Annotated in this window: 14 protein-coding genes and 1 pseudogene; 10 read left to right on the top strand and 5 right to left on the bottom strand. The window is 72.0% G+C overall.

All coding sequences use genetic code 11. From position 1 onward, the window contains the following. Nucleotides 1-152 precede the first annotated feature (152 nt). Nucleotides 153-2,108: an acetate--CoA ligase gene (gene acs / locus CFP65_RS17435; protein WP_104816970.1), complete on the bottom strand. Its 1,956-nt coding sequence runs from the start codon at nucleotides 2,106-2,108 to the stop codon at nucleotides 153-155. Between the two features lie 528 nt (nucleotides 2,109-2,636). Here acs and CFP65_RS17430 point away from each other — a divergent pair. Beyond that, complete coding sequence (locus CFP65_RS17430) at nucleotides 2,637-3,101, top strand: hypothetical protein (RefSeq protein WP_371682428.1); 465 nt, start codon at nucleotides 2,637-2,639, stop codon at nucleotides 3,099-3,101. A 60-nt stretch (nucleotides 3,102-3,161) separates the two neighbouring features. Here CFP65_RS17430 and CFP65_RS17425 read toward each other — a convergent pair whose 3' ends face one another. Beyond that, on the bottom strand, nucleotides 3,162-5,519 hold the full coding sequence (locus CFP65_RS17425; RefSeq protein WP_104816968.1) for a SulP family inorganic anion transporter: 2,358 nt from the start codon (nucleotides 5,517-5,519) through the stop codon (nucleotides 3,162-3,164). Nucleotides 5,520-5,985: 466 nt separating this feature from the next. Then, the gene (locus tag CFP65_RS17420) at nucleotides 5,986-6,972 is read right to left on the bottom strand and encodes an ATP-binding protein (RefSeq protein WP_104816967.1); all 987 of its coding nucleotides are present in this window, start codon (nucleotides 6,970-6,972) and stop codon (nucleotides 5,986-5,988) included. Nucleotides 6,973-7,243: 271 nt separating this feature from the next. Here CFP65_RS17420 and CFP65_RS41010 point away from each other — a divergent pair, with 271 nt between their 5' ends. Beyond that, the gene (locus tag CFP65_RS41010) at nucleotides 7,244-8,326 is read left to right on the top strand and encodes an oxidoreductase (protein ID WP_254552433.1); all 1,083 of its coding nucleotides are present in this window, start codon (nucleotides 7,244-7,246) and stop codon (nucleotides 8,324-8,326) included. Between the two features lie 562 nt (nucleotides 8,327-8,888). On the opposite strand, the gene CFP65_RS17405 is transcribed toward CFP65_RS41010, so the two are convergent. Further along, nucleotides 8,889-9,731: an HAD family phosphatase gene (locus tag CFP65_RS17405; RefSeq protein WP_104820947.1), complete on the bottom strand. Its 843-nt coding sequence runs from the start codon at nucleotides 9,729-9,731 to the stop codon at nucleotides 8,889-8,891. An 810-nt stretch (nucleotides 9,732-10,541) separates the two neighbouring features. Here CFP65_RS17405 and ssd point away from each other — a divergent pair. From ssd to CFP65_RS41000, 8 genes and pseudogenes are all read left to right on the top strand, one after another. Continuing rightward, nucleotides 10,542-11,660 carry a septum site-determining protein Ssd gene (gene ssd, locus CFP65_RS17400; protein ID WP_104816966.1) on the top strand — a complete coding sequence of 373 codons (1,119 nt, stop codon included), beginning with the start codon at nucleotides 10,542-10,544 and terminating at the stop codon, nucleotides 11,658-11,660. A gap of 140 nt (nucleotides 11,661-11,800) precedes the next feature. Next, a complete protein-coding gene (locus tag CFP65_RS17395; protein ID WP_254553002.1) occupies nucleotides 11,801-13,018 on the top strand; it encodes a TadA family conjugal transfer-associated ATPase in 1,218 nt (405 codons plus the stop codon). Further along, nucleotides 13,018-13,149, top strand: a complete 132-nt coding sequence (locus CFP65_RS41820) for a hypothetical protein (RefSeq protein ID WP_256387276.1) — start codon at nucleotides 13,018-13,020, stop codon at nucleotides 13,147-13,149. Before CFP65_RS17395 ends, CFP65_RS41820 begins: the two co-directional genes overlap by 1 nt. Nucleotides 13,150-13,283: 134 nt before the next feature. Beyond that, the gene (locus CFP65_RS17390) at nucleotides 13,284-14,390 is read left to right on the top strand and encodes a type II secretion system F family protein (RefSeq protein WP_254552432.1); all 1,107 of its coding nucleotides are present in this window, start codon (nucleotides 13,284-13,286) and stop codon (nucleotides 14,388-14,390) included. Between the two features lie 290 nt (nucleotides 14,391-14,680). Then, complete coding sequence (locus CFP65_RS40205) at nucleotides 14,681-15,196, top strand: type II secretion system F family protein (RefSeq protein ID WP_158702218.1); 516 nt, start codon at nucleotides 14,681-14,683, stop codon at nucleotides 15,194-15,196. Between the two features lie 255 nt (nucleotides 15,197-15,451). After that, nucleotides 15,452-15,634, top strand: coding sequence for a DUF4244 domain-containing protein (locus CFP65_RS41005; RefSeq protein ID WP_256387310.1), 183 nt, complete (start codon nucleotides 15,452-15,454; stop codon nucleotides 15,632-15,634). A 163-nt stretch (nucleotides 15,635-15,797) separates the two neighbouring features. Further along, nucleotides 15,798-16,151, top strand: coding sequence for a TadE family type IV pilus minor pilin (locus CFP65_RS17375; RefSeq protein WP_254552431.1), 354 nt, complete (start codon nucleotides 15,798-15,800; stop codon nucleotides 16,149-16,151). A gap of 52 nt (nucleotides 16,152-16,203) precedes the next feature. Beyond that, a pseudogene (locus CFP65_RS41000) lies at nucleotides 16,204-16,623 on the top strand (Rv3654c family TadE-like protein); the annotation flags it as partial. 180 nt (nucleotides 16,624-16,803) lie between these two features. Here the strand turns inward: CFP65_RS41000 and CFP65_RS17365 are convergent. Next, complete coding sequence (locus tag CFP65_RS17365; protein ID WP_371682427.1) at nucleotides 16,804-19,311, bottom strand: DEAD/DEAH box helicase; 2,508 nt, start codon at nucleotides 19,309-19,311, stop codon at nucleotides 16,804-16,806. Between the last annotated feature and the right edge of the window lie 80 nt (nucleotides 19,312-19,391).

Genomic DNA, 19,391 nt, shown 5'->3' with positions numbered 1-19,391 from the left:
GACGCCTGACGGCTCGGTGGTCGGTGTTCGGCGGTCGGCGAGCTGAAGACGGGGGAGCTGACGGTCGGCCAGTGACGCCGTTCGAGCGGTGAAACGGTGCCGCCTCCCGCCCCGGTGGGGGCAGGAGGCGGCACTGGCGTGCTCGGGCGGGGTCAGGCGCCGTTGCGGGCGGAGGGGAGCTGGGACTGGATGAGGTTCATCACCGTCGAGTCCGCGAGGGTGGTGGTGTCGCCGACTTCGCGGCCTTCGGCGATGTCGCGGAGGAGGCGGCGCATGATCTTGCCGGAGCGGGTCTTGGGGAGTTCGCTGACGACCTTGATCTGCTTGGGCTTGGCGATGGGGCCGAGGGTCTTGCCGACGTGGTTGCGCAGGTCGGCGACGAGGTCTTCGCTGTCGGTGGCGGTACCGCGCAGGATGACAAAGGCGACGATGGCCTGGCCGGTGGTGGCGTCGGTGGCGCCGACGACGGCGGCCTCGGCGACGGCGGGGTGGCCGACGAGGGCGGATTCGACTTCGGTGGTGGAGATGTTGTGGCCGGAGACGAGCATGACGTCGTCGACGCGGCCGAGCAGCCAGATGTCGCCGTCCTCGTCCTTCTTGGCGCCGTCGCCGGCGAAGTAGCGGCCGGGGAAGCGGGACCAGTAGGTGTCGATGTAGCGCTGGTCGTCGCCCCAGATGGTGCGCAGCATGGAGGGCCAGGGTTCGGTGAGGACGAGGTAGCCGCCGGAGCCGTTGGGGACTTCGCCTGCCTCGTCGTCGACGACGGTGGCGGTGATGCCGGGTAGGGCGCGTTGGGCGGAGCCGGGCTTGGTCTCGGTGACGCCGGGCAGGGGGCTGATCATCATGGCGCCGGTTTCGGTCTGCCACCAGGTGTCGACGATGGGGGTTTTGCCGGCGCCGATGTGGTTGCGGTACCAGACCCATGCTTCGGGGTTGATGGGTTCGCCGACGCTGCCCAGGACCCGGAGGGTGGAGAGGTCGAACTTGGCGGGGATGTCGTCGCCCCACTTCATGAAGGTGCGGATGGCGGTGGGGGCGGTGTAGAGGATGGTGACGCCGTACTTCTGGACGATTTCCCAGAAGCGGCCCTGGTGGGGGGTGTCGGGGGTGCCTTCGTAGACGACCTGGGTGGCGCCGTTGGCGAGGGGGCCGTAGACGATGTAGGAGTGGCCGGTGACCCAGCCGATGTCGGCGGTGCACCAGTAGACGTCGGTCTCGGGCTTGAGGTCGAAGACGGCGTGGTGGGTGTAGGCGGCCTGGGTGAGGTAGCCGCCGGAGGTGTGCAGGATGCCCTTGGGCTTTCCGGTGGTGCCGGAGGTGTAGAGGATGAACAGCGGGTGTTCGGCCTCGTGGGGCTGGGGGGTGTGCTGGGTGGACTGGCGGGCGGTGATCTCGTGCCACCAGACGTCGCGGCCCTCGGTCCAGGTGGTGTCCTGGCCGGTGCGGCGGACCACGAGGACCTTCTCGACGCCGTCGACCTTGGTGAGGGCTTCGTCGATGGCGGGTTTGAGGGCGGAGGGCTTGCCGCGGCGGTAGCCGCCGTCGGCGGTGATGACGAGTTTGGCGTCGGCGTCCTGGATGCGGGAGGCGACGGCGTCGGCGGAGAAGCCGCCGAAGACGACGGAGTGGGTGGCGCCGATGCGGGCGCAGGCGAGCATCGCGATGACGGCTTCGGCGATCATCGGGAGGTAGATGGCGACGCGGTCGCCCTTGGTGACGCCGAGTTCGAGGAGGGCGTTGGCGGCTTGGGAGACCTCGTCCTTGAGCTGGGTGTAGGTGATGGAGCGGCTGTCGCCGGGCTCGCCCTCGAAGTGGATGGCGACGCGGTCGCCGTGGCCGGCTTCGACGTGGCGGTCGACGCAGTTGTAGGCGATGTTGAGGGTGCCGTCGGCGAACCACTTGGCGAACGGGGGGTTCGACCAGTCCAGGGTCTCGGTGGGCTCGACGGCCCAGGTCAGCCGACGGGCCTGCTCAGCCCAGAAGCCGAGGCGGTCCTCCGACGCTTGCGCGTAGGCGTCCGCGGTGACGTTGGCGGCAGCGGCCAGCTCCGCGGGCGGAGCGAAGCGCCGCTCCTCCTTGAGCAGGTTGGCCAGGCTCTCGTTGCTCAACGCACACTCCTCATCGAGATCTTCATCTGCCGGGTTATCCCGTGCGTAGGGATTGTCCCGTGTGTCCCAGCGCACAGCTCACCAGGCCAACCGGCATGTTGACAAGAGGGACCGAGGAATTGGTGTAGACCTTTGACCGACCTGCGGGTCAGGCCGTCCCGGGCCGGTTGCCGGGCCGCGGGGGTTCCCCGGAGAAGCCGCAGCTCCACCGCCCCTCCGGCGACGAGCCGTTGCCTCGGCGTGTTGCTGGTGGGACCTGTCGGGTGGTGAGCGCACTCGGGTCGGCGCGCGAGGCAGGGTGGGGAGCGCTCGCCCGATTAGTGCGCTGCCGGACACCTTGACGAGCTGTCGGTGCGGTACTCCACTGACAACACGGGCCGTTGTGGACGCTCGCGGCCCGATCCGTCAGCGCACCGCTCCTCGCCTGGGGGTGCAGCCATGCCCGGAACACCCGCGACCCCTCCCATCTCAGCAACCTCTGAAGCGCCGCTACCCACTCCGCTCCCGGGTGACTTCGCCGTCGTCCGGATGTCCGGCAGCGCGGGGCGACTGATCCGCGTCGGCCAGTGGCTGAACGGCGACGGCTTCTCCGACTTCGAGCACGCCTTCGTCTACGTCGGTGACGGTGAACTCGTCGAAGGCGAGCCCGGCGGCGCTTCCACCGGATCCTTGGCCGGCTACGAAGGCCGTCCGATGCTCTGGTCCACCGGCCGCATTCCCCTGGACGACGAGCAGCGAGAGGCCGTGGTGGCGGCGGCGCGCGGCTACCTCGGCACTCCCTACAGCGTGATGGACTACTTCGCGCTGGCCACCCACCACCTGCACCTGCCCGTCAGCCCGCTGTTCAAGGGCTACGTGATGAGCAGCAAGCACATGATCTGCTCCCAACTCGTGGACCAGTGCTACCACGACGCCGGTGTCCAGCTCTTCGACGACCACCGCTGGCCCGGCTACGTGACGCCGGGCGACCTGACCCGGCTCCTACGGCACTGACGAGTAGTGAAGTTGGGGTGGGGGTAGCTCGGCTGATGAGGCCGAGCCACCCCGACTTCCTCAGGCCGCCAGCACGTCAGTCTCCTTGGTGGGCCCAGCCGAGACGGCCACCGGGGAGAACCGACGGCTCTCCCGGTCGAGCACGTACGCCTGCGCGGTCGCGAAGTCGAAGTACATGCCGACCAGTTGGAGACTGCCCTCTTCGACACGCCGCTCGACGGCCGGATTGGCCAGCAACTGGTCCAACTGCTGCACCACGTTGGTGATGCAGAGCTGCTCGACCAGGTCGACGACCGACCGACCCTCGAACTCGGCGGGCGCCCGCTTGAGGCGGGACAGCGCGCCCCGGCCGTTACGCAGCCATCGGGCCAGCGGGGTCGGTGTGCCCGGTACCTCGTGCACCCCGTCCAGCAGGGCCTGCATCGCGCCGCAGCCGGAGTGGCCGCAGATGGTGATGCTGCGCACCTGGAGCACCTCGACCGCGTACTGGACGGCGGCGGCCACCGAATCGTCGGCCGCCCCCGGCTCGTAGGGAGCCGGAACGAGATTGCCGACGTTGCGCACGGTGAAGAGGTCGCCGGGGCCGCTACTGGTGATCATGCTGGTAACCAGCCGGGAGTCGGAGCAGGTCAGGAAGAGCTGTGAGGGGGTTTGGCCCTCGCGGGAGAGTCGGGCCAGCTCCTGCCGGACCAGGGGGGCGGTGTGCTGCTGGAAGCCGCGGACACCGTCCAGCAGCCGGACGTGCGGATCGTCCTCACCTTGGTCGATGCAGTGGTGGCCGACCCAGGGCGTCCAGGCGCGGCAGCGGTGCGGGCCGGCCGAGCTGCCGGAGCGTACGGTGCCGTCCGGGTCGAGCACCTCGTCGTCGTGGCGCTCGGTGAGCATGGCCACCGAACCGCCGGTGGCCTGGTGTCCCGTCCGCCAGGAGTGCAACTGCTCGTACGCGGCGTGGTCGAGGAAGGAGCCGTCGTGATGGACCGTCACCCGGGCACCGGACGGGATCAGGGCGAGGGCCCGGCTCAGCCGCGGGACGGCCGCGAAGGTCAGCGGGCCGTGGGTGCGCACCTGGTACGAGCCGTCGGCCTCGGCAGCCACGTCGACGTGGGCCCTGGTCAGCCGGTAGAGCGCGAGCAGGACGGCCACCGAGCCGCCGACGGCCACGCCGATGGGCACGCCCAGCAGGAAGACGCCGAGCACGGTCGCGAGGTACACGGGGAACTCGCGGTGCCGGTGCACCCGCCGGATGTGCGCGAAGCTGACCATCTGGACGCCGACCACCAGCACCAGTGCGGCCAGTGCGGCCAGCGGGATGTGCCGCAGCCCGCCCGCGAGCAGCAGTGCGGCCAGCAGCACCCAGGCACCGTGCAGGACGGCCGACCAACGGCCGGCGGCTCCGGCCCGTACGTTCGCCGAACTGCGGACGGCACCGCCCGCGATCGGCAGTCCGCCGAGCAGGCCGGCCACCACGTTGGCCACGCCTTGGCCCCGCAGCTCGCGGTCCAGGTCGCTCGACCGGTGCGAGAGGCGGTCGACCGCGACGGAAGAGAGCAATGATTCGACGCTGGCGACGGCGGTGACCGTCAGCACGGCACCGAGCAGGGTGGGCCAGTGGCGGCCGAGCACGTCGAGAGCTGGTGGGGAAGCCAGGCCGTGTTCGCTCCAGGAGGGGAGCTCCACCCGGGCCAGGGTGAGCCCGAGGCCGACCGAGAGCGTGGTGCCTGCCGTGACGGCGACCAAGGCGGCGGGCACGCGCGTCAGCTTCGCGCCGAGCTGCCCGGCCCGACCAGGCAGGCGGCCCAGCCGGGGCCAGCCGCAGAGCACTGCCACGGCCACCGCGCCGACGGCGAGGGCCGGGAGGTGCGGGCCGGAGAGCTGGCGCGGCAGGGCGAGCAGATTGGCGAGTGCGGAGCTCTGCGGCGAGCCTCCGAGCACGACGTGCAGTTGGGCGATGGCGATGGTCAGCCCGACCCCGGCCAGCATCCCGTGGACGATCGCGGGGGAGACGGCCAGCGTGGTGCGGGCCACGCGCAGCGCGCCGAGCAGCAGCTGGCAGAGGCCGGCCACGACCGTGACGGCGCAGGTGACCTGCCAGCCGTACTGGGCGATCAGGCCGGCTGTGATCACTGTCAGCGCTGCCGACGGGCCGCTGACCTGGAGCGGTGTGCCGCTCAGCGCCCCGGCGACCAGGCCGCCGACGGCCGCTGCGACCAGCCCGGCGGTGAGCGGGGCCCCGGTGGCGAGGGCGATGCCGAGGGCGAACGGGACGGCGATCAGGAAGACCGCGATGGAGGCCGGCAGGTCTGCTGCCAGCAGTGACTTCAAGGGCGAGCGCGCGGCGGGCGGCTGCCCAACGCCATGCGGCGGCGCGTGGTCGGTGGTGTCTGAGGCGATGGGAGCGCTCGAGATGTCCAAGGTCACGGTGACTGGTCCTTTCGGGGTAGCGGAGACGACCGCCCCGAGTACGGCTGTCCGCGGGGCGGCGGTGAGGGGTGCGCCGATGGGTACGGCGGTGCTGCGTGGGGTGCTTCGGTGTGGGGAGCTGCGGTGCGGTGGTGCCTGCGCGCGGTCAGGGCAGGACGGCAGGGGTCACGTCCGGGCCAGGACCATCAAGAATCGGTAAACTCAGAGTAATGGAATCTTTGCACAGGGTGAGTTCGTAGGGGTCGGGTCGAGCTGATGTTTCATCCCTACGAGTGGTAACCAAAACCCGGGGAATAGCGCACAGCGAGGGCTGACCAGCTCCTGGGGGAGTGATCGGCCCTCATGCGGACGCACTGTGGCGTCGGCGGGTGTCATGGTGCCGGGTGTTCGGCACTGGCGGCTCGGCGCCGGGGATGCACCGGGAACGCGCGGTGGTGTCGGAGCGCGCCGTGGCGCTCGGGGGTCAGGCGTGTGCGACGTCCAGCTGGTCCACGCCGAGCACGAATCCCTTGTCGACCTGGGTCGCGAGATCGATGCCGGTCTTCGCGTTGCCCCAGCTCTCCGCGTTGCGCAGGTGGAAGGTGACGGCCTGCCGGGTGTAGCGCTCGGGGTCGCGGGTGCCGTGCGCCTGATCGGCGGTGGCCTTCAGCTGCTCGAGGACGGTGCGGTTGGCCGGCTCCAGGGTGTTCAGCGGGGGCTCGGCGCCCTGCTCCAGCCTGCGGACCCAGTCGGACTGACCGAAGACCGTCAGCAGGTCGTCGCCCACCTCGCGGTGGAGGAAGGCGAGGTCCTCGGGGCTCTGCACCTTGTTGCCCACCACGCGGAGCGCGACGCCGAAGTCCCGGGCGTACTCCTTGTACTGCCGGTAGACCGAGACGCCCTTGCGCGTCGGCTCGGCCACCAGGAAGGTCAGGTCGAAGCGGGTGAACAGGCCGGAAGCGAAGGAGTCGGAGCCGGCCGTCATGTCCGTCACCACGTACTCGTCGGGGCCGTCGAGCAGGTGGTTCAGCAGCAACTCCACCGCGCCGACCTTGGAGTGGTAGCAGGCGACCCCCAGGTCCTCTTCGGCGAACGCGCCGGTGGCCAGCAGGCGCACCGATCCTTCGTCGAGGGCGATCGGGCGGGCGCAGCTCGCGTACACCGGGTTCTCCTCCACGATCCGGAGCAGCCGCGAGCCCCGCCCGGGGGGAGTGGTCTTGATCATCTCCTCGGCGGAGCCGATCAGGGGGTTGTCCCCGCGCAGGTACTCCTTGATCTCCGGCAAGTGCGCGCCCAGCGAGGGGAGGGCAGCGGCCTGATCGTCGGTCAGGCCGAGTGCGGGGCCCAGGTGCTGATTGATGTCGGCGTCCACGGCGATCACTGGACGGCCTGCGGCGGCCAGGTGGCGGATGAACAGCGCCGACAGCGTGGTCTTCCCGCTGCCGCCCTTGCCGACGAACGCGATCTTCATCTGAGTCTCCGGCTCTCTTCGGCGCTGCTCCGCCGTTGCCCGTGGGATCCGGCGCCCCGGTGTGGCCGGCGGCTCCGAAGGGCGGGCGATCTCGTGTGATCTCGTGGTGGGAGTATGTGCCGAGTCTGTTGGAAATCGTTATCGTCTCCGATAGTGGCCATGCTAACGGTGGTTTGGGGTGCCCCAGGGGTGGGAAGCGAAGATTGCCTCGAACGGGTGATGGCGGGGTTGCTGTGTCGGTGGTGCCGGGGGAGTCATTACTCTCGGGTAGGTGAGCACTGGAACAGATCCCCTCGCCCCACTGGCCGAGCTCCCCGGCGTGCCTGAGGCAGTCGCCGAAGTGCGCAAGGCCGTCGACCGCCTCTACGGGCACCGCGTGATGCGCCGCCGTGCGGCGGAGGTCACCTCCGAATCCGCGCTGCGCGGGGCCAGGGCCTCCGCCGCCCTCGACGGCGCGGACTGGCCGCTGGAGGAGGTGCGCCGCCGCAGCGACTTCAGCGCGGACCCCGAGGCCCGGATCATCGGTGGCGCGCTCCGGATCTCCTCGGAGGCGGGGCAGCTGCTGAGCGTCTGGCGACACTCGCCGCTCCAGGTGCTGGCGCGGCTCCACCTGCTCGCCGTCGGGGACGCGGACCTGTCGGCCGGTCGGCCCCGGCGGGAGGGGGAGCCGGTCGACGAACTGTTCCCCACCGTGCTCGCACCCGCCGAGAGCCTGCCTCGGGACCCGTCCCACGCTCATGGCGACCAGGACGGGCACGACGGCGAGCACGAGGGGCCCGGCGGTCACGTGGACGGTGCCGAGGCCGATGACGCCGAGGTCGACCGTGCTCACGGCGAGGCGGCGGGATCCGCGGGTGCGGCGGGTGCGGCGGGTGCGGCGGGTTCGGGTGGTGCGGGGACTGCGGGGGCTGGTGGGGCGACCGCCGCTGGTGCTGCGCCGCTGCCGGATGCGCCCTCGGCCGAGGAGGCGGCGGCCCGGCTCGACCAGCTTTCCCGGCTGCTGGTGGACCGAGTGGAGCGCGGGCTCCGGGGGACGCCCGCGCTGGTGGTGTCCTCCGTCGTGCACGGCGAACTGCTGGCGCTGCGCCCGTTCGGCTCGCACAACGGCGTGGTCGCGCGGGCCGCGCAGCGCATCGTCCTGATCGCGGAGGGCCTCGACCCGAAGGCGATCTGCCCGGCGGAGGTCGGCTTCGTCGAACTCGGCACGGCCGCCTACCGGCAGGCGCTCCAGGGGTACCTCAGCGGCACCGCCGAAGGGATGGCCGCCTGGATCGCCCACTGCGGTGTCGCGTTGCGCCTGGGTGTTCGCGAGAGCACGGCGGTCTGCGAGGCGATGCAGCGCGGGATGGTCTGACGCGGGACGGTCTGACGTGGGACGGTCGTGCGGGCTCGCCGATGGTGGGCGAGTCCGTAGCGGCGGGTGACAGCCGGCGGCCACGCGGCGTTGCGCACGGGCGCGGGAGGGGCGGGCGGCAGGGCCCGGACATGGATGCGGCGGCACCCGATGGAGCGTGGGTGCCGCCACTGGCACAGGTGACCGAGTGACCAAGCATGCACCGGAAGTGCCCATCAGGCGGGGATCGTTGCCCGTTCACCTGGTGCGGCGGCCCGACAGCGGGTCGGCTGCATGTGGGTGCTCAGTTGTCTGTGCGTCGGTCCGTGGGCCTGTAACTGCGTTGTCGGTTTGACCTCTCTGGATCCTGACCGGGTCTCGCGGGCCGTAATTCAGTTCTATCGCGGATCCGGGGAAAGGGAAACCCGAAACGAGAAGTCTTTACCTTTTGCCCGAATCGCCGGATTGGGTGAGGTGTCGGGCGCGCGGTGGGAATGGGTCTGCAGTCGGGTCGGGGCCCGGGTCTGCGGTCGGCCCGGGCCCCGGGTCTGCGGCCGACCCCGCCGGTGCCCGCTCGGGGTGGTCAGGCTAGTGGGCGTTGGCGGCGAGCCGCGTACCAGAGCACGCCGGCGGTCAGGACGGCCGTGCAGGCGGCCACCGTCAGCACCACCGAGCGGCTTGGCGCGGCGAACTCCGGAAGCCTGCGGCGCAGTTGGACCGGGCGATCGAAGACGAGCACCGGCCACTCGCGGGCCACGGCCTCCTTGCGGAGGGCGCGGTCGGGATTGACGGCGGACGGGTGGCCGACGGCCTCCAGGAGGGGCAGGTCGGTGATCGAGTCGCTGTAGGCGTAGCAGGCCGGGAGGTCGTAGCCCTCGGTCTCGGCCAACCCCCGGATGGCGGCGGCCTTGTTCTCCGCGTAGGCGTAGTAGTCGATCTCACCGGTGTACCGACCGTCTTCGATCTTGAGGCGGGTGGCGATGACCCGGTCGGCCCCGAGTAGCGCGCCGATCGGTTCGACCACCTCCGAGCCGGAGCTGCTGACGATGACCACGTCCCGGCCGGCCGCGTGGTGCTGCTCGATCAGCGAGGCGGCCTCGTCGTAGATGATCGGGTCGATCAGCCCGTGCAGGGTCTCCGCCACGATCTCGCGGACCTGCTGGACGTTCCAGCCCCGGGTCAGCGCGGACAGGTACTCCCGCATCTTCTCCATCTGGTCGTGGTCCGCCCCGCCGACCAGGAAGAGGAACTGGGCGTAGGCGCTCTTGAGGACGGCCCGACGGTTGATCAGGCCCCCTTGGTAGAACGGGCGGCTGAATGCCAAGGCGCTCGACTTGGCGATGATCGTCTTGTCGAGATCGAAGAAAGCGGCAGTCCGCGCTACGCCGAACGGGTGGCGTCCGGAGTGTGCGGGGGTGGGCGCGATGTCGTTCGACGCGGATCCGGGTGCAGAGTTCCCGTCGTGGTCCGCGATGTCGGCGTTCTCGGTGGTGTCCACGGGAACCCAGGATAGAGGGCGACTCGGAACACCCCGCCATTCGGCGTACTCCTGTGCGTGCGGGTTTGTGTTTCTGGCCTCTCGGGTACACCATGGAAGTCACGGATCGTTCGCGACCGTGCTAACCCGGTCCGGCTCCTCCCCCCCGAGTCGGGCCGTGGATAGACGACCCCCGCTCTCCCCCCCGGCGGGGGTCGTCGCATGTCCGGGGCCATTTTTCGGGGCTTTCGGGCCCGTGGGGGTGTCGACTCCAGGGGCTGCGGACCGGCTGGCGAGGCCGCCGGGAGGGGTGTGTTCGCCATCATGATCGTCACTCTGGGTGATCTCCTTTCTCGGGAATGAGACATGACTCCGTGTCCAGATCCGGACAACTCGGAGTCATCTTCCGGGTAAGTCCGAGTCATCGGCCGGGCCTCTTCCGGGAGACCTGACGGCACTTCGCCAGATCTTCGGCAGAAGTTGTCGTGACCCCTTCCGCTTTCGCTCTGTCATCAGCTGAAGGCATGCCGTCACCGGCGTCAAATTATTTGCGCAAATACCCCCGGTCGAGTGAACAGAGTTATCCACACCCCCCGGTTGTCCACAGGCAATCGAGTGAGGACTGACGGATTCCGCCTCCGACCCCCACCGTGGTGCTCGGACACCGGCCGTTCTCCCCGGAGCAGCGGGCGGTGCCCTATCGGCAGGGGCGGCCCGACGGACCGCCCCTGGACAAGCACCTCACGGGGGAGACAGCCGATGTCGACACCGATCACCGACCACCGTCCCACCGACCGGGCCGAGCTCTCCGGCCCGCTGATCGTCACCGAGCACGCCGGGCTGGCCGAGCAGTTGCTCCGGCTCTGCGCCGCAGCCGGAGCCGAGCCCCAGCTGCTCACCACGCCCCCGCCCCGGGCCGAGTGGGAGGCAGCTCAACTCGTCCTGGTCGGCGACGACCTGGCCGAGCGCTGCGCGGGCCTGACCCGCCGGGCCGGCGTCCTGCTCCTCGGGCTCGATCTCGACGACGGCGACGTGTGGGTCCGCGCCGTCCAGCTCGGCGCCGAGCACGTGCTCTTCCTGCCGGACGCCCAGGCCTGGCTGCTGGACCGGATCGCCGATGCGGCCGAGGGCGTGGGCCCGCCGGCCCTGACCGTCGCGGTGCTGGGCGGTCGAGGCGGTGGCGGTGCCTCCACCCTGGCCTGCGCGTTGGCCGTCACGGCGGCCCGACTCGGCCACCGCACCATGCTCATCGACGCCGACCCGCTCGGTGGCGGCCTCGACATCCTGCTCGGCGGCGAGACGGCCGGCGGGCTCCGCTGGCCCGACCTCGCGGGCTCCCGGGGCAGGGTCAACGGCACCGAGCTGGCCAAAGCCCTGCCCGAGCTGCACCACCTGACGGCACTCTCTTGGGACAGGGGCGACACGCTCGCCATCCCGCCCGAGGCGATGCGGAGCGTCCTGGCCGCAGCACGGCGGCGCGGTGGGCTGGTCGTCCTCGACCTGCCCCGGCACCTCGACGCGGCGGCCGGCCAGGCACTCGAACAGGCCGATGCGGGGCTGCTCGTCGTCCCCGCCGAGCTGAGGGCGCTGGCCGCCGCCGATCGTGTCGTGGCCGCTGCCCGGATGCGCCTCGCGGACCTGCGCGTGGTGGTCCGGGTGCCGGGACCCACCGGGCTCACCGGTGGCGAGATCGCCCGTCACCTCGGGCTCAAGCTCGCCGGGGAGCTCCCTCCCGAGCCCGGCCTGCCGCTCGACGTGGAGCGCGGTTCGCCCCCGGGCATCCGCGCCAAGGGTCCGCTGGCCCGTTTCTGCGGTGGCTTCCTCAGCGAAGTGATGCCGCCCGCCCCCGTCCCGACGATCGAAGGAGGCCAGCTGTGACGGACCGTCTGCGTGGGCGAGGCCGGGCCGATGCCCGGGAGGCGGAGGGGCGCAGCCCCGCAGGGCCCCACCGGCGCCCTCTGGGGCAGCGGGCCCGTCCCCCGGCCCTTCCTGACCCGTCGCTGCCCGTCGCCCCCGTTCTGGAGGCCGAGCAGGGTCGGCTGAGCCCGGCCGAGGACCGGGCTGCCGCCCTGATCGACGCGGTGCGGCTGCGGCTCGCCGAGGCGGGTGCCCAGCCGACCAGCGGTTCGGTCGCGGCCGCCCTCCGGGCAGCCCGGCCCCCGCTCGGCGGCGGCGACACCTTGGACGCCGTCCGGGCGCTGCACGCCGAGCTCGTGGGCGCAGGGCCGCTGGACGAGCTACTCGTGACGCCCGGCGTGACCGACGTGTTGGTCAACGGGCCTGACGAGGTGTGGATCGACCGGGGAGCCGGGCTGGAGCGGGTGGCCGGCATCCGGTTCCCGGACAACGAGGCCGTGCGCCACCTCGCCCACCGTCTCGCCACGGCAGCGGGCCGCCGACTCGACGACGCCCGGCCCTGGGTCGACGCCCGTCTGCCGGACGGCACCCGGCTGCACGCCGTCCTGCCACCCATCGCCGCCGGTTGCACCCACATCTCGCTCCGGGTCTGCCGCTCCCACCCCTTCACCCTCGAAGAGTTGGTCACGGCGGGGGCCGTACCGCCGCTGGGCGCGACGCTGCTCGCCGGCGTCCTGCAGGCCAGGCTCTCCCTCCTGATCAGCGGCGGCACGGGCACCGGCAAGACCACCCTGCTGGCTGCGCTGCTGGGCCTGGTCGGCCCGGCGGAGCGGATCGTCCTGGCGGAGGACTCCGCCGAGCTCCGCCCCGATCACCCCCACGTGGTGCGGCTCCAGAGCCGCCCGCCCAACCAGGAGGGCCTCGGCGAGCTGACCCTCCGGGATCTGGTGCGGCAAGCGCTGCGCATGCGGCCCGACCGCTTGGTGGTCGGAGAGGTGCGGGGTGCGGAGGCAAGCGATCTCCTCACCGCGCTCAACACCGGCCATGAAGGCGGCTGCGGCACCGTCCACGCCAACACCGCCACCGACGTGCCCGCCCGCATGGAGGCGCTCGGCGCGCTCGCCGGGCTCGACCGGCTCTCCCTGCACAGCCAGCTCCGCTCGGCCTTGGACGTCATCGTGCATCTGGTCCGCGAGCCGGCCACCGGTCTGCGCAGGGTCGCCGAGCTCCACGTCCTTGTCGAGAACGCACACGGCCTCGCCGAAACATCCCAGGCCGTGGCGTTCACGGCCTACGGCGGCTGCATCGCCGGGCCCGGCTGGGGACGGCTCTGGGAGCGCTGCGCGCTGCGCGGCGTCGAGCTGCCGAGGGAGCTGTGATGGACGCGGCGGGCGAGCTGGCCGAGCTGAAGCTCTGGGAGATCCAGGACTGCTGGGTGCTGGCGCTCTGTGTGGCGGCGGGCGTCGCCTGGCGGCTGCTCCAAGGACCGAGGAAGGAGGGGCGGGCGTGACGATCCACTGGGCCGCGCTCTGCGGCGTACTTCCGGCGACTCGCTTGGCACGTTGGCTCGTGCCGACGACTTGGGCCCGGTGGGCCATGGTCGCGGGCTGCCTGTCCGGCCTTCTCTGGAGTGCCGGCTCGTCCGTGGCCAGACTGCGGCGACGGTCCCGGACGGTCCGGCGGGCCGTCGGTCTCGTCGGCGCACCCACGCAGCGCGGCACCGCCGGGTGGGCGGTCCGGCTGAGGCGGCGCCGACCGGCCTGGTTGGTGGCGGAGCTGCTGCTCCTGCCGGTCGGCCTCCTCCTGGCCCGGGCCACGGCCTCACCGGTCCCAGCCATGGGAGCGGTGGCCGCCGTGCTGCCACTCCGGCGGTGGTGCCGCCGCCGACGAGAGACCGCCGAGGCCCGCCGACGCACCACCTCGGTGATCGAGCTCTGCGAGGGCCTCGCAGCCGAACTGCGCAGTGGTTCGACTCCGGAGCAGGCCCTGCACACCGTCACTTCACGCGGCAGCTCGCTCCGCGACGGGCTCGGTGCAGCGAGCACCACCAGGCTCGCCGCCGGCCGCTACGGGGGAGACACCCCGGCGGCGCTCCGAGGGCTCGCCGAGCTCCCTGGTGGCCGAGGTGGTGCGGCTCTCGCCGCGTGCTGGCAGATCACGGCCGAGAGCGGCGTCGGCCTGGCCACCGGGCTCGACCAGGTCGCGGACGCCCTACGGGCCGAGCGCTCGCTGGCCGAGGAGATCGCCGGTGAGCTGGCCGCTCCCCGGGCGACCGTCGCGGTGCTCGCCGCTCTTCCGCTGGTGGGCCTGCTGCTGGGGGCTGCCCTCGGTGCCCGGCCGGTCCGAGTCCTGCTGCACACACCGGCGGGGTTGCTCTGCCTCGCCGCCGGGGTCGCGCTGGAGGTCATCGGCCTGGCCTGGACGAACCGGATCATCCGAGCAGTGGCCGAGCCCACGCTCTGGCAGCCGGAGGCTGCACCGTCCACTGTTCCGGGGGCCTCGGGCCCGAGGTCGTCGATGCCTCGACCTGTCGGCGCGAAGGCGCGGTCCGTAGGAACCGCGCCTGCCTGGGAAGCGAGTTCGGGAGCGCCGGTGGCGAGTGCGAGGCCCCGGGCCGCCGGATCGGAGGACACCCGACTCGGTCTCCGGTCCGTGACGGCGCGAGCCTCCCGTACGCGGCGCCCGCGGGCACGGCTTGCGGGTCACCGCGCCCGGTTGAAGCCCGGGGCACGGACGGGGGCGGTCCGATGAGCAGAGGGGTGCTGATCGAGCTGGCTCTGGAGGGTACGGCGACAGAGTTGCTGGAGTTCGCCCGGCGCCGGAGGACGCGACGACGGATCGACTTCCTGCGCCAAGGCGCCGGAGGTGGTCTCGAAGGCGATGCCCAAGGCCGCCGAGGACGATTCCTGAAGCGGAGTCGGCGGCCGTCCGGGCGGCGTCAGTGGTGGATGGTCGAGTGGGCGGCGCCGCTGATCGCTGGGTTCGGAGCGACGGCACTGGTCGGCGGTCCGACGGGGATCGTTGCAGGAGTGCTGCTCACCATGGCAGTACGCCGGTGGCTGCCCCGGCCGAGATCGCCTACCAGGCGTCGGCAGGAACGGGAGCAGGAGCTGTTGGCCGGTCAGCTGCCGCTGACCGCCGAACTGCTGGCCGCCTGCCTCGGTTCCAGCTCCTCGCCGGCCGCTGCGGCGGCTGCCGTCGCTGCGAGCGTGGGGTCACCGATGCGCGAACGGCTCACGGCCACGGCAGCCGAACTCTCCCTCGGGGCACCTCCTGAGCTCTGCTGGGAGCGGCTGGGCGAGGACTGCCCGCCCCTGGCACCGATGGCCCGCTGCCTGGTGCGGACGAGCATCAGCGGAGCCCCACCTGCCACCCCGCTGACCGGACTCGCCCAAGCCCAGCGAGCCACCGCCAGACGTGCCGCGCACGCGCGAGTGCGGAGAGCGGGTGTGCTCGCCACCGCACCGCTGGGGGTGTGCTTCCTGCCGGCCTTCGTCCTCATCGGCGTCACGCCGGTGGTGATGGGGCTGACCGCGCTCTTCGCCCAACGGGTCTGACCGGTCGTCTTGGAGCGCGTCTCGCTGCCGTCTCGACCTCGCCGCTATCTCGACGCCGAGACCTGAACACCGATCGCACGAACACCCATCGCAACACCGAACCGAGAGGGACTCACCATGACGAACGCGATCACCACCACCGCCCCGTCGGCCTCCAGTACCGCCCAGGGCCGGCCCTTGCCCGCTCGTCGGGAGGAGACGATCCAGCCTCGACTCCGGTCCCGACTGCGGTCCCGGTTCCAGCGCCGACTCCCGGTGCGGGCCAAGCGCGCCTTCGCCCAGCTCGCCTACGGCGACGCGGGCATGGCCACCGCGGAGTACGCCATCGGTACGGTCGCAGCCTGTGCCTTCGCCGCGATCCTCTACAAGGTCGTGACAAGCGGGACGGTCTCGGGTGCCCTGTCGGACCTGTTGAACCGGGCGCTCCATGCGGTCTGAGCCCCAGCGGGCAAGGAGCGCGCGACCGCCGGCACGGCGCCCGCACCGACCGGTAGTGGCGAGGCCACCGGCAGCGGCAGGGCCACCGGCAGCTGCAGAGCCGTGGGCGAAGCCACGGCGGTGGCTGTGCGGGGACGGCGGGTTCGTCACGGCCGAGACCGCAGTGGCGCTCCCCGCCTTGGTGCTGCTCGCCGCGATGCTGGTCTGGGGAGTGGTCGCGGCAGCCGGGCAGATCCGGTGCGTCGACGCGGCCCGGGTGGGGGCTCGGGCCGCGGCCAGGGGCGACCCGGACGCGGTCGCCCTGGCACTGCAGGCCGCACCTGCCGGGGCGAGCGTCGAGCTGGCCGAGGAGGGCGGGACGGTCCGGGTGACGGTCGAGGCGCCGTGTCTCGGACCGGGCCGTCTCGGCTCGGTGCTGTCACTCACCTTGACCGCCACGGCGGCAGCACAACGTGAGGACGAGATCGCTCCCCTCGCCAGTCCGTACCAGCGCGCGGTGTCCGCGCGGATCTGGTGAAGCGCCGTACCGAACGACCCCGGGGCGACCGGCAGAGAGGAGGAACCGACCCATGAGAGCCGCACGGAGTACACGGGACGTGCCGACCACGGAGCCCGCTCGCACCGCACCAGGTGTGCGGAGGCGGCGCACCGCGTGGGCAACGGGCCCGGACACCGGTTCGGCGACGATCTGGCTGGTCTCGCTGGCCATGCTGGGGTGCGTGGTCTTCGCGGTCAGCCTGGCTCTCGGCTCCGCAGTCGTGGCGCGTCACCGGGCCGAATCGGCCGCCGACCTGGCCGCCTTGGCAGCCGCTGACCGGTTGCTGCTGGAGCCGGACGGCGGCTGCGGACATGCCGCCCGCATCGCCGCCGAACACCGGGCCACCCTGGTCTCCTGCCAGGTCGACTGGGACGCCGACTATGTCGAGGTGGTCACCGAGGTGCCCACCACCGGCCTGCCGGTGCCGACCGGTCCGGCCAAGGCACGGGCCCGAGCAGGCCCGGTCTGGGCCTGGGGACCGGAGGAGCTCACCCTGGAGGTGGGCATGCGCCACGGCTCGCCGGGTGAGCAGGGGGACCACCCACTGAGTGGTCCCCCGCTCAGCCGAAGTGAGCGCGCAAGCCTCCCGGAGAGCTGCACGACAGGATCGGACCAGCCCGCCCTGTCCCGCTCACCCTTCCTCGTGGTCAGCCGTCTCCCGGCCCGCGGCATCGATCGTCGCCTCGATTCCGGCTTCAGCCGACCCACCCCCGGCTTCAGTCGACTCACTCCCAGCGTCAGTCGGCTTACCCCCAGCCTCAGCCGCCGACCCGCTCCCGGCGTCAGTTGCCAACCCGCTCCCGGCATCGGTCGGCCCCCCGCTGCCGGGCGCACCCGCGAGGAGCACGTTGAGCAGCCGGACCGCAGCGGCCTTGTCCAGCGGGTCGTTCCCGTTGCCGCACTTGGGCGACTGCACGCAGGAGGGGCAGCCGCGGGCACACTCGCAGGCGGCGATGGCGTCCCGAGTCGCGGCCAGCCACTGTTCGGCCCGCTGGAAGCCGCGTTCGGCGAAGCCGGCGCCGCCCGAGTGTCCGTCGTAGACGAAGACCGTCGGCAGCTGGGTGTCGGGATGCAGTGGCACCGAGACCCCGCCGATGTCCCAGCGGTCGCAGGTGGCGAAGAGCGGCAGCAGGCCGATCGAGGCGTGCTCGGCCGCGTGCGCGGCGCCGGGCAGTTGGTCGTACGGGATGTTCGCGTCGAGCAGTTGGTCCTCGGTGACGGACCACCAGACGGCTCGGGTCCGCAGGGTCCGGGGCGGCAGGTCGAGCTTGCTCTCGCCCATGATCTCGCCGGTGGCGATCCGCTTCCGGAGATACCCGACCACCTGGTTGACGACCTCCACCGAGCCGAAGCTCAACTGCGCCTCGCCCCAGGCGACGGTCGCGTCCGTGGTGAGCACCGAGATGGAGGTGATGTCGCGGGCAGAGGTGGTGTAGGGCGGGTCGGCCCGCTGGACCAGGGCGACCGAGGTCTCCAGGTCCAGGTGTTGGACGAGGTAGGTCCGCCCCTGGTGGATGTGGACGGCACCGTCGTGCACGGTGGTGTGCGCGGCTGCGGCGTCGACCGTGCCCAGCAGCCGGCCGGTCTCCGCCTCGACGATCTGCACCGGACTCCCGCCACTGCCCCGCAGGTCCACCGCGTCGGCGGCCCGCTCGCGACGGGTCCAGTACCAGGAGCCGTCGCTGCGGCGGCGCAGCAGGCCGTGCTGCTCCAGGACGGGCAGCAGCTGCGCCGTGGAAGCGCCGAAGAGCGTCAGGTCCTCATCGGTCAGGGGGAGTTCGGCAGCCGCGGCGCACAGGTGCGGAGCAAGGACGTGCGGGTTGTCGGGGTCGAGCACGGTCGCTTCGACGGGGGTCGCGAACAGTGCCTCCGGGTGGTGCACCAGGTAGGTGTCCAGTGGGTCGTCCCGGGCGATCAGTACCGCCAGCGCACCCTGGGCCTCCCGCCCGGCCCGGCCTGCCTGCTGCCAGAGCGAGGCGCGGGTCCCCGGGTAGCCGGCCATCAGGACGGCGTCGAGTCCCGAGACGTCCACGCCGAGCTCCAGCGCCGAGGTGGAGGCGAGCCCTAGCAGCCGCCCGGAGTGCAGGTCGCGCTCGATCGACCGTCGTTCCTCGGCCAGATATCCGCCCCGGTACGCGGCGACCCGGGCGGCGAGCGGCGAGCCGAGTTGGTCCTGGGCCTGGAGGGCGACGAGTTCGGCCGCCCGCCGGGACCGGACGAAGACAACGGTGCGGGTGCCCCGTTCGACCAGTTCGGTCAACAGGTAGCCGGCTTCGGCCGTGGCCGTCCGGCGGACCGGTGCGCCGTGTTCGCCGACGTTCTCGGTGAGCGGAGGCTCCCAGAGCGCGAAGACCAGCGGGCCGCGCGGGGAGGCGTCCTCCGTGACCGCCACCGCGGGCAGCCCGGTCAGCCGCTGCGCCGTGGTGGCCGGGTCGGCCGTGGTGGCCGAGGCAAGCAGGAAGGTCGGGCTCGAGCCGTACCGAGCGCAGAGCCGGCGGAGCCGCCGCAGCACCTGCGCGACGTGGGAGCCGAACACTCCCCGGTAGGTGTGGCACTCGTCGATGACCACGTACTTGAGTGCTTTGAGGAAGGAGGCCCAGCGCGGGTGGGCGGGGAGGATGCCCCGGTGCAGCATGTCCGGGTTGGTGAGCACGTACGAGGCGTACTGCCGGACCCACTCCCGCTCCTCCGGCGGGGTGTCGCCGTCGTACAGCGCGGCACGGACCCGGCCGGGGACGAGTTCGGCGGCCCGGCGGCGCTGGTCGGCGGCCAGTGCCTTGGTCGGCGCTAGGTAGAGCGCGGTCGCGCCCCGCCCGTTGGGCGCCTCGGTACCGGTCAGCAGTGCGCTCAGCACCGGGGCGAGGTAGCCCAGCGACTTGCCCGAGGCGGTGCCTGTGGCAATCACCACAGTTTGACCGGTTTCAGCCAGTTGCATTGCTTCGGACTGATGTGCCCACGGCTGCGTCACGCCCAGCTCGTGGGCGGCCGCGATCACCTCGGAGCGGATCCCGGGAGGCCAGAAGGCATATCGAGCCTCGCGGGCGGGAAGGTGCTCCGTATGAGTGAGACGGTCGGCGCGAGCCCTGCCCGCGGACAGCGCGGTGAGCAGGGCCTCGGGCGGGCGTTGGCTGGGCGGCATGGGGACCCAGTGTGTCATCGGAGTGACGGAGAATCGCTCCAAGCCATCGTGCGGGCATGGTCGCAGGTGGTTGAATGAAG

This window comes from Kitasatospora sp. MMS16-BH015, assembly GCF_002943525.1.
Classification (GTDB): Bacteria; Actinomycetota; Actinomycetes; order Streptomycetales; family Streptomycetaceae; genus Kitasatospora.
Note: the sequence above shows the minus strand (reverse complement) of the source record. Positions and strands in the feature narration are given on the sequence as shown.

Bases quoted from the DNA above. Each gene is read 5' to 3' on its own strand.
- CFP65_RS41820 (WP_256387276.1), top strand. From the start codon at position 13,018: ATGGACGCGGCGGGCGAGCTGGCCGAGCTGAAGCTCTGGGAGATCCAG.
- CFP65_RS17430 (WP_371682428.1), top strand. From the start codon at position 2,637: ATGTCCGGCAGCGCGGGGCGACTGATCCGCGTCGGCCAGTGGCTGAAC.
- CFP65_RS17365 (WP_371682427.1), bottom strand. From the start codon at position 19,311: ATGCCGCCCAGCCAACGCCCGCCCGAGGCCCTGCTCACCGCGCTGTCC.
- CFP65_RS17420 (WP_104816967.1), bottom strand. From the start codon at position 6,972: ATGAAGATCGCGTTCGTCGGCAAGGGCGGCAGCGGGAAGACCACGCTG.
- CFP65_RS40205 (WP_158702218.1), top strand. From the start codon at position 14,681: ATGGCAGTACGCCGGTGGCTGCCCCGGCCGAGATCGCCTACCAGGCGT.
- ssd (WP_104816966.1), top strand. From the start codon at position 10,542: ATGTCGACACCGATCACCGACCACCGTCCCACCGACCGGGCCGAGCTC.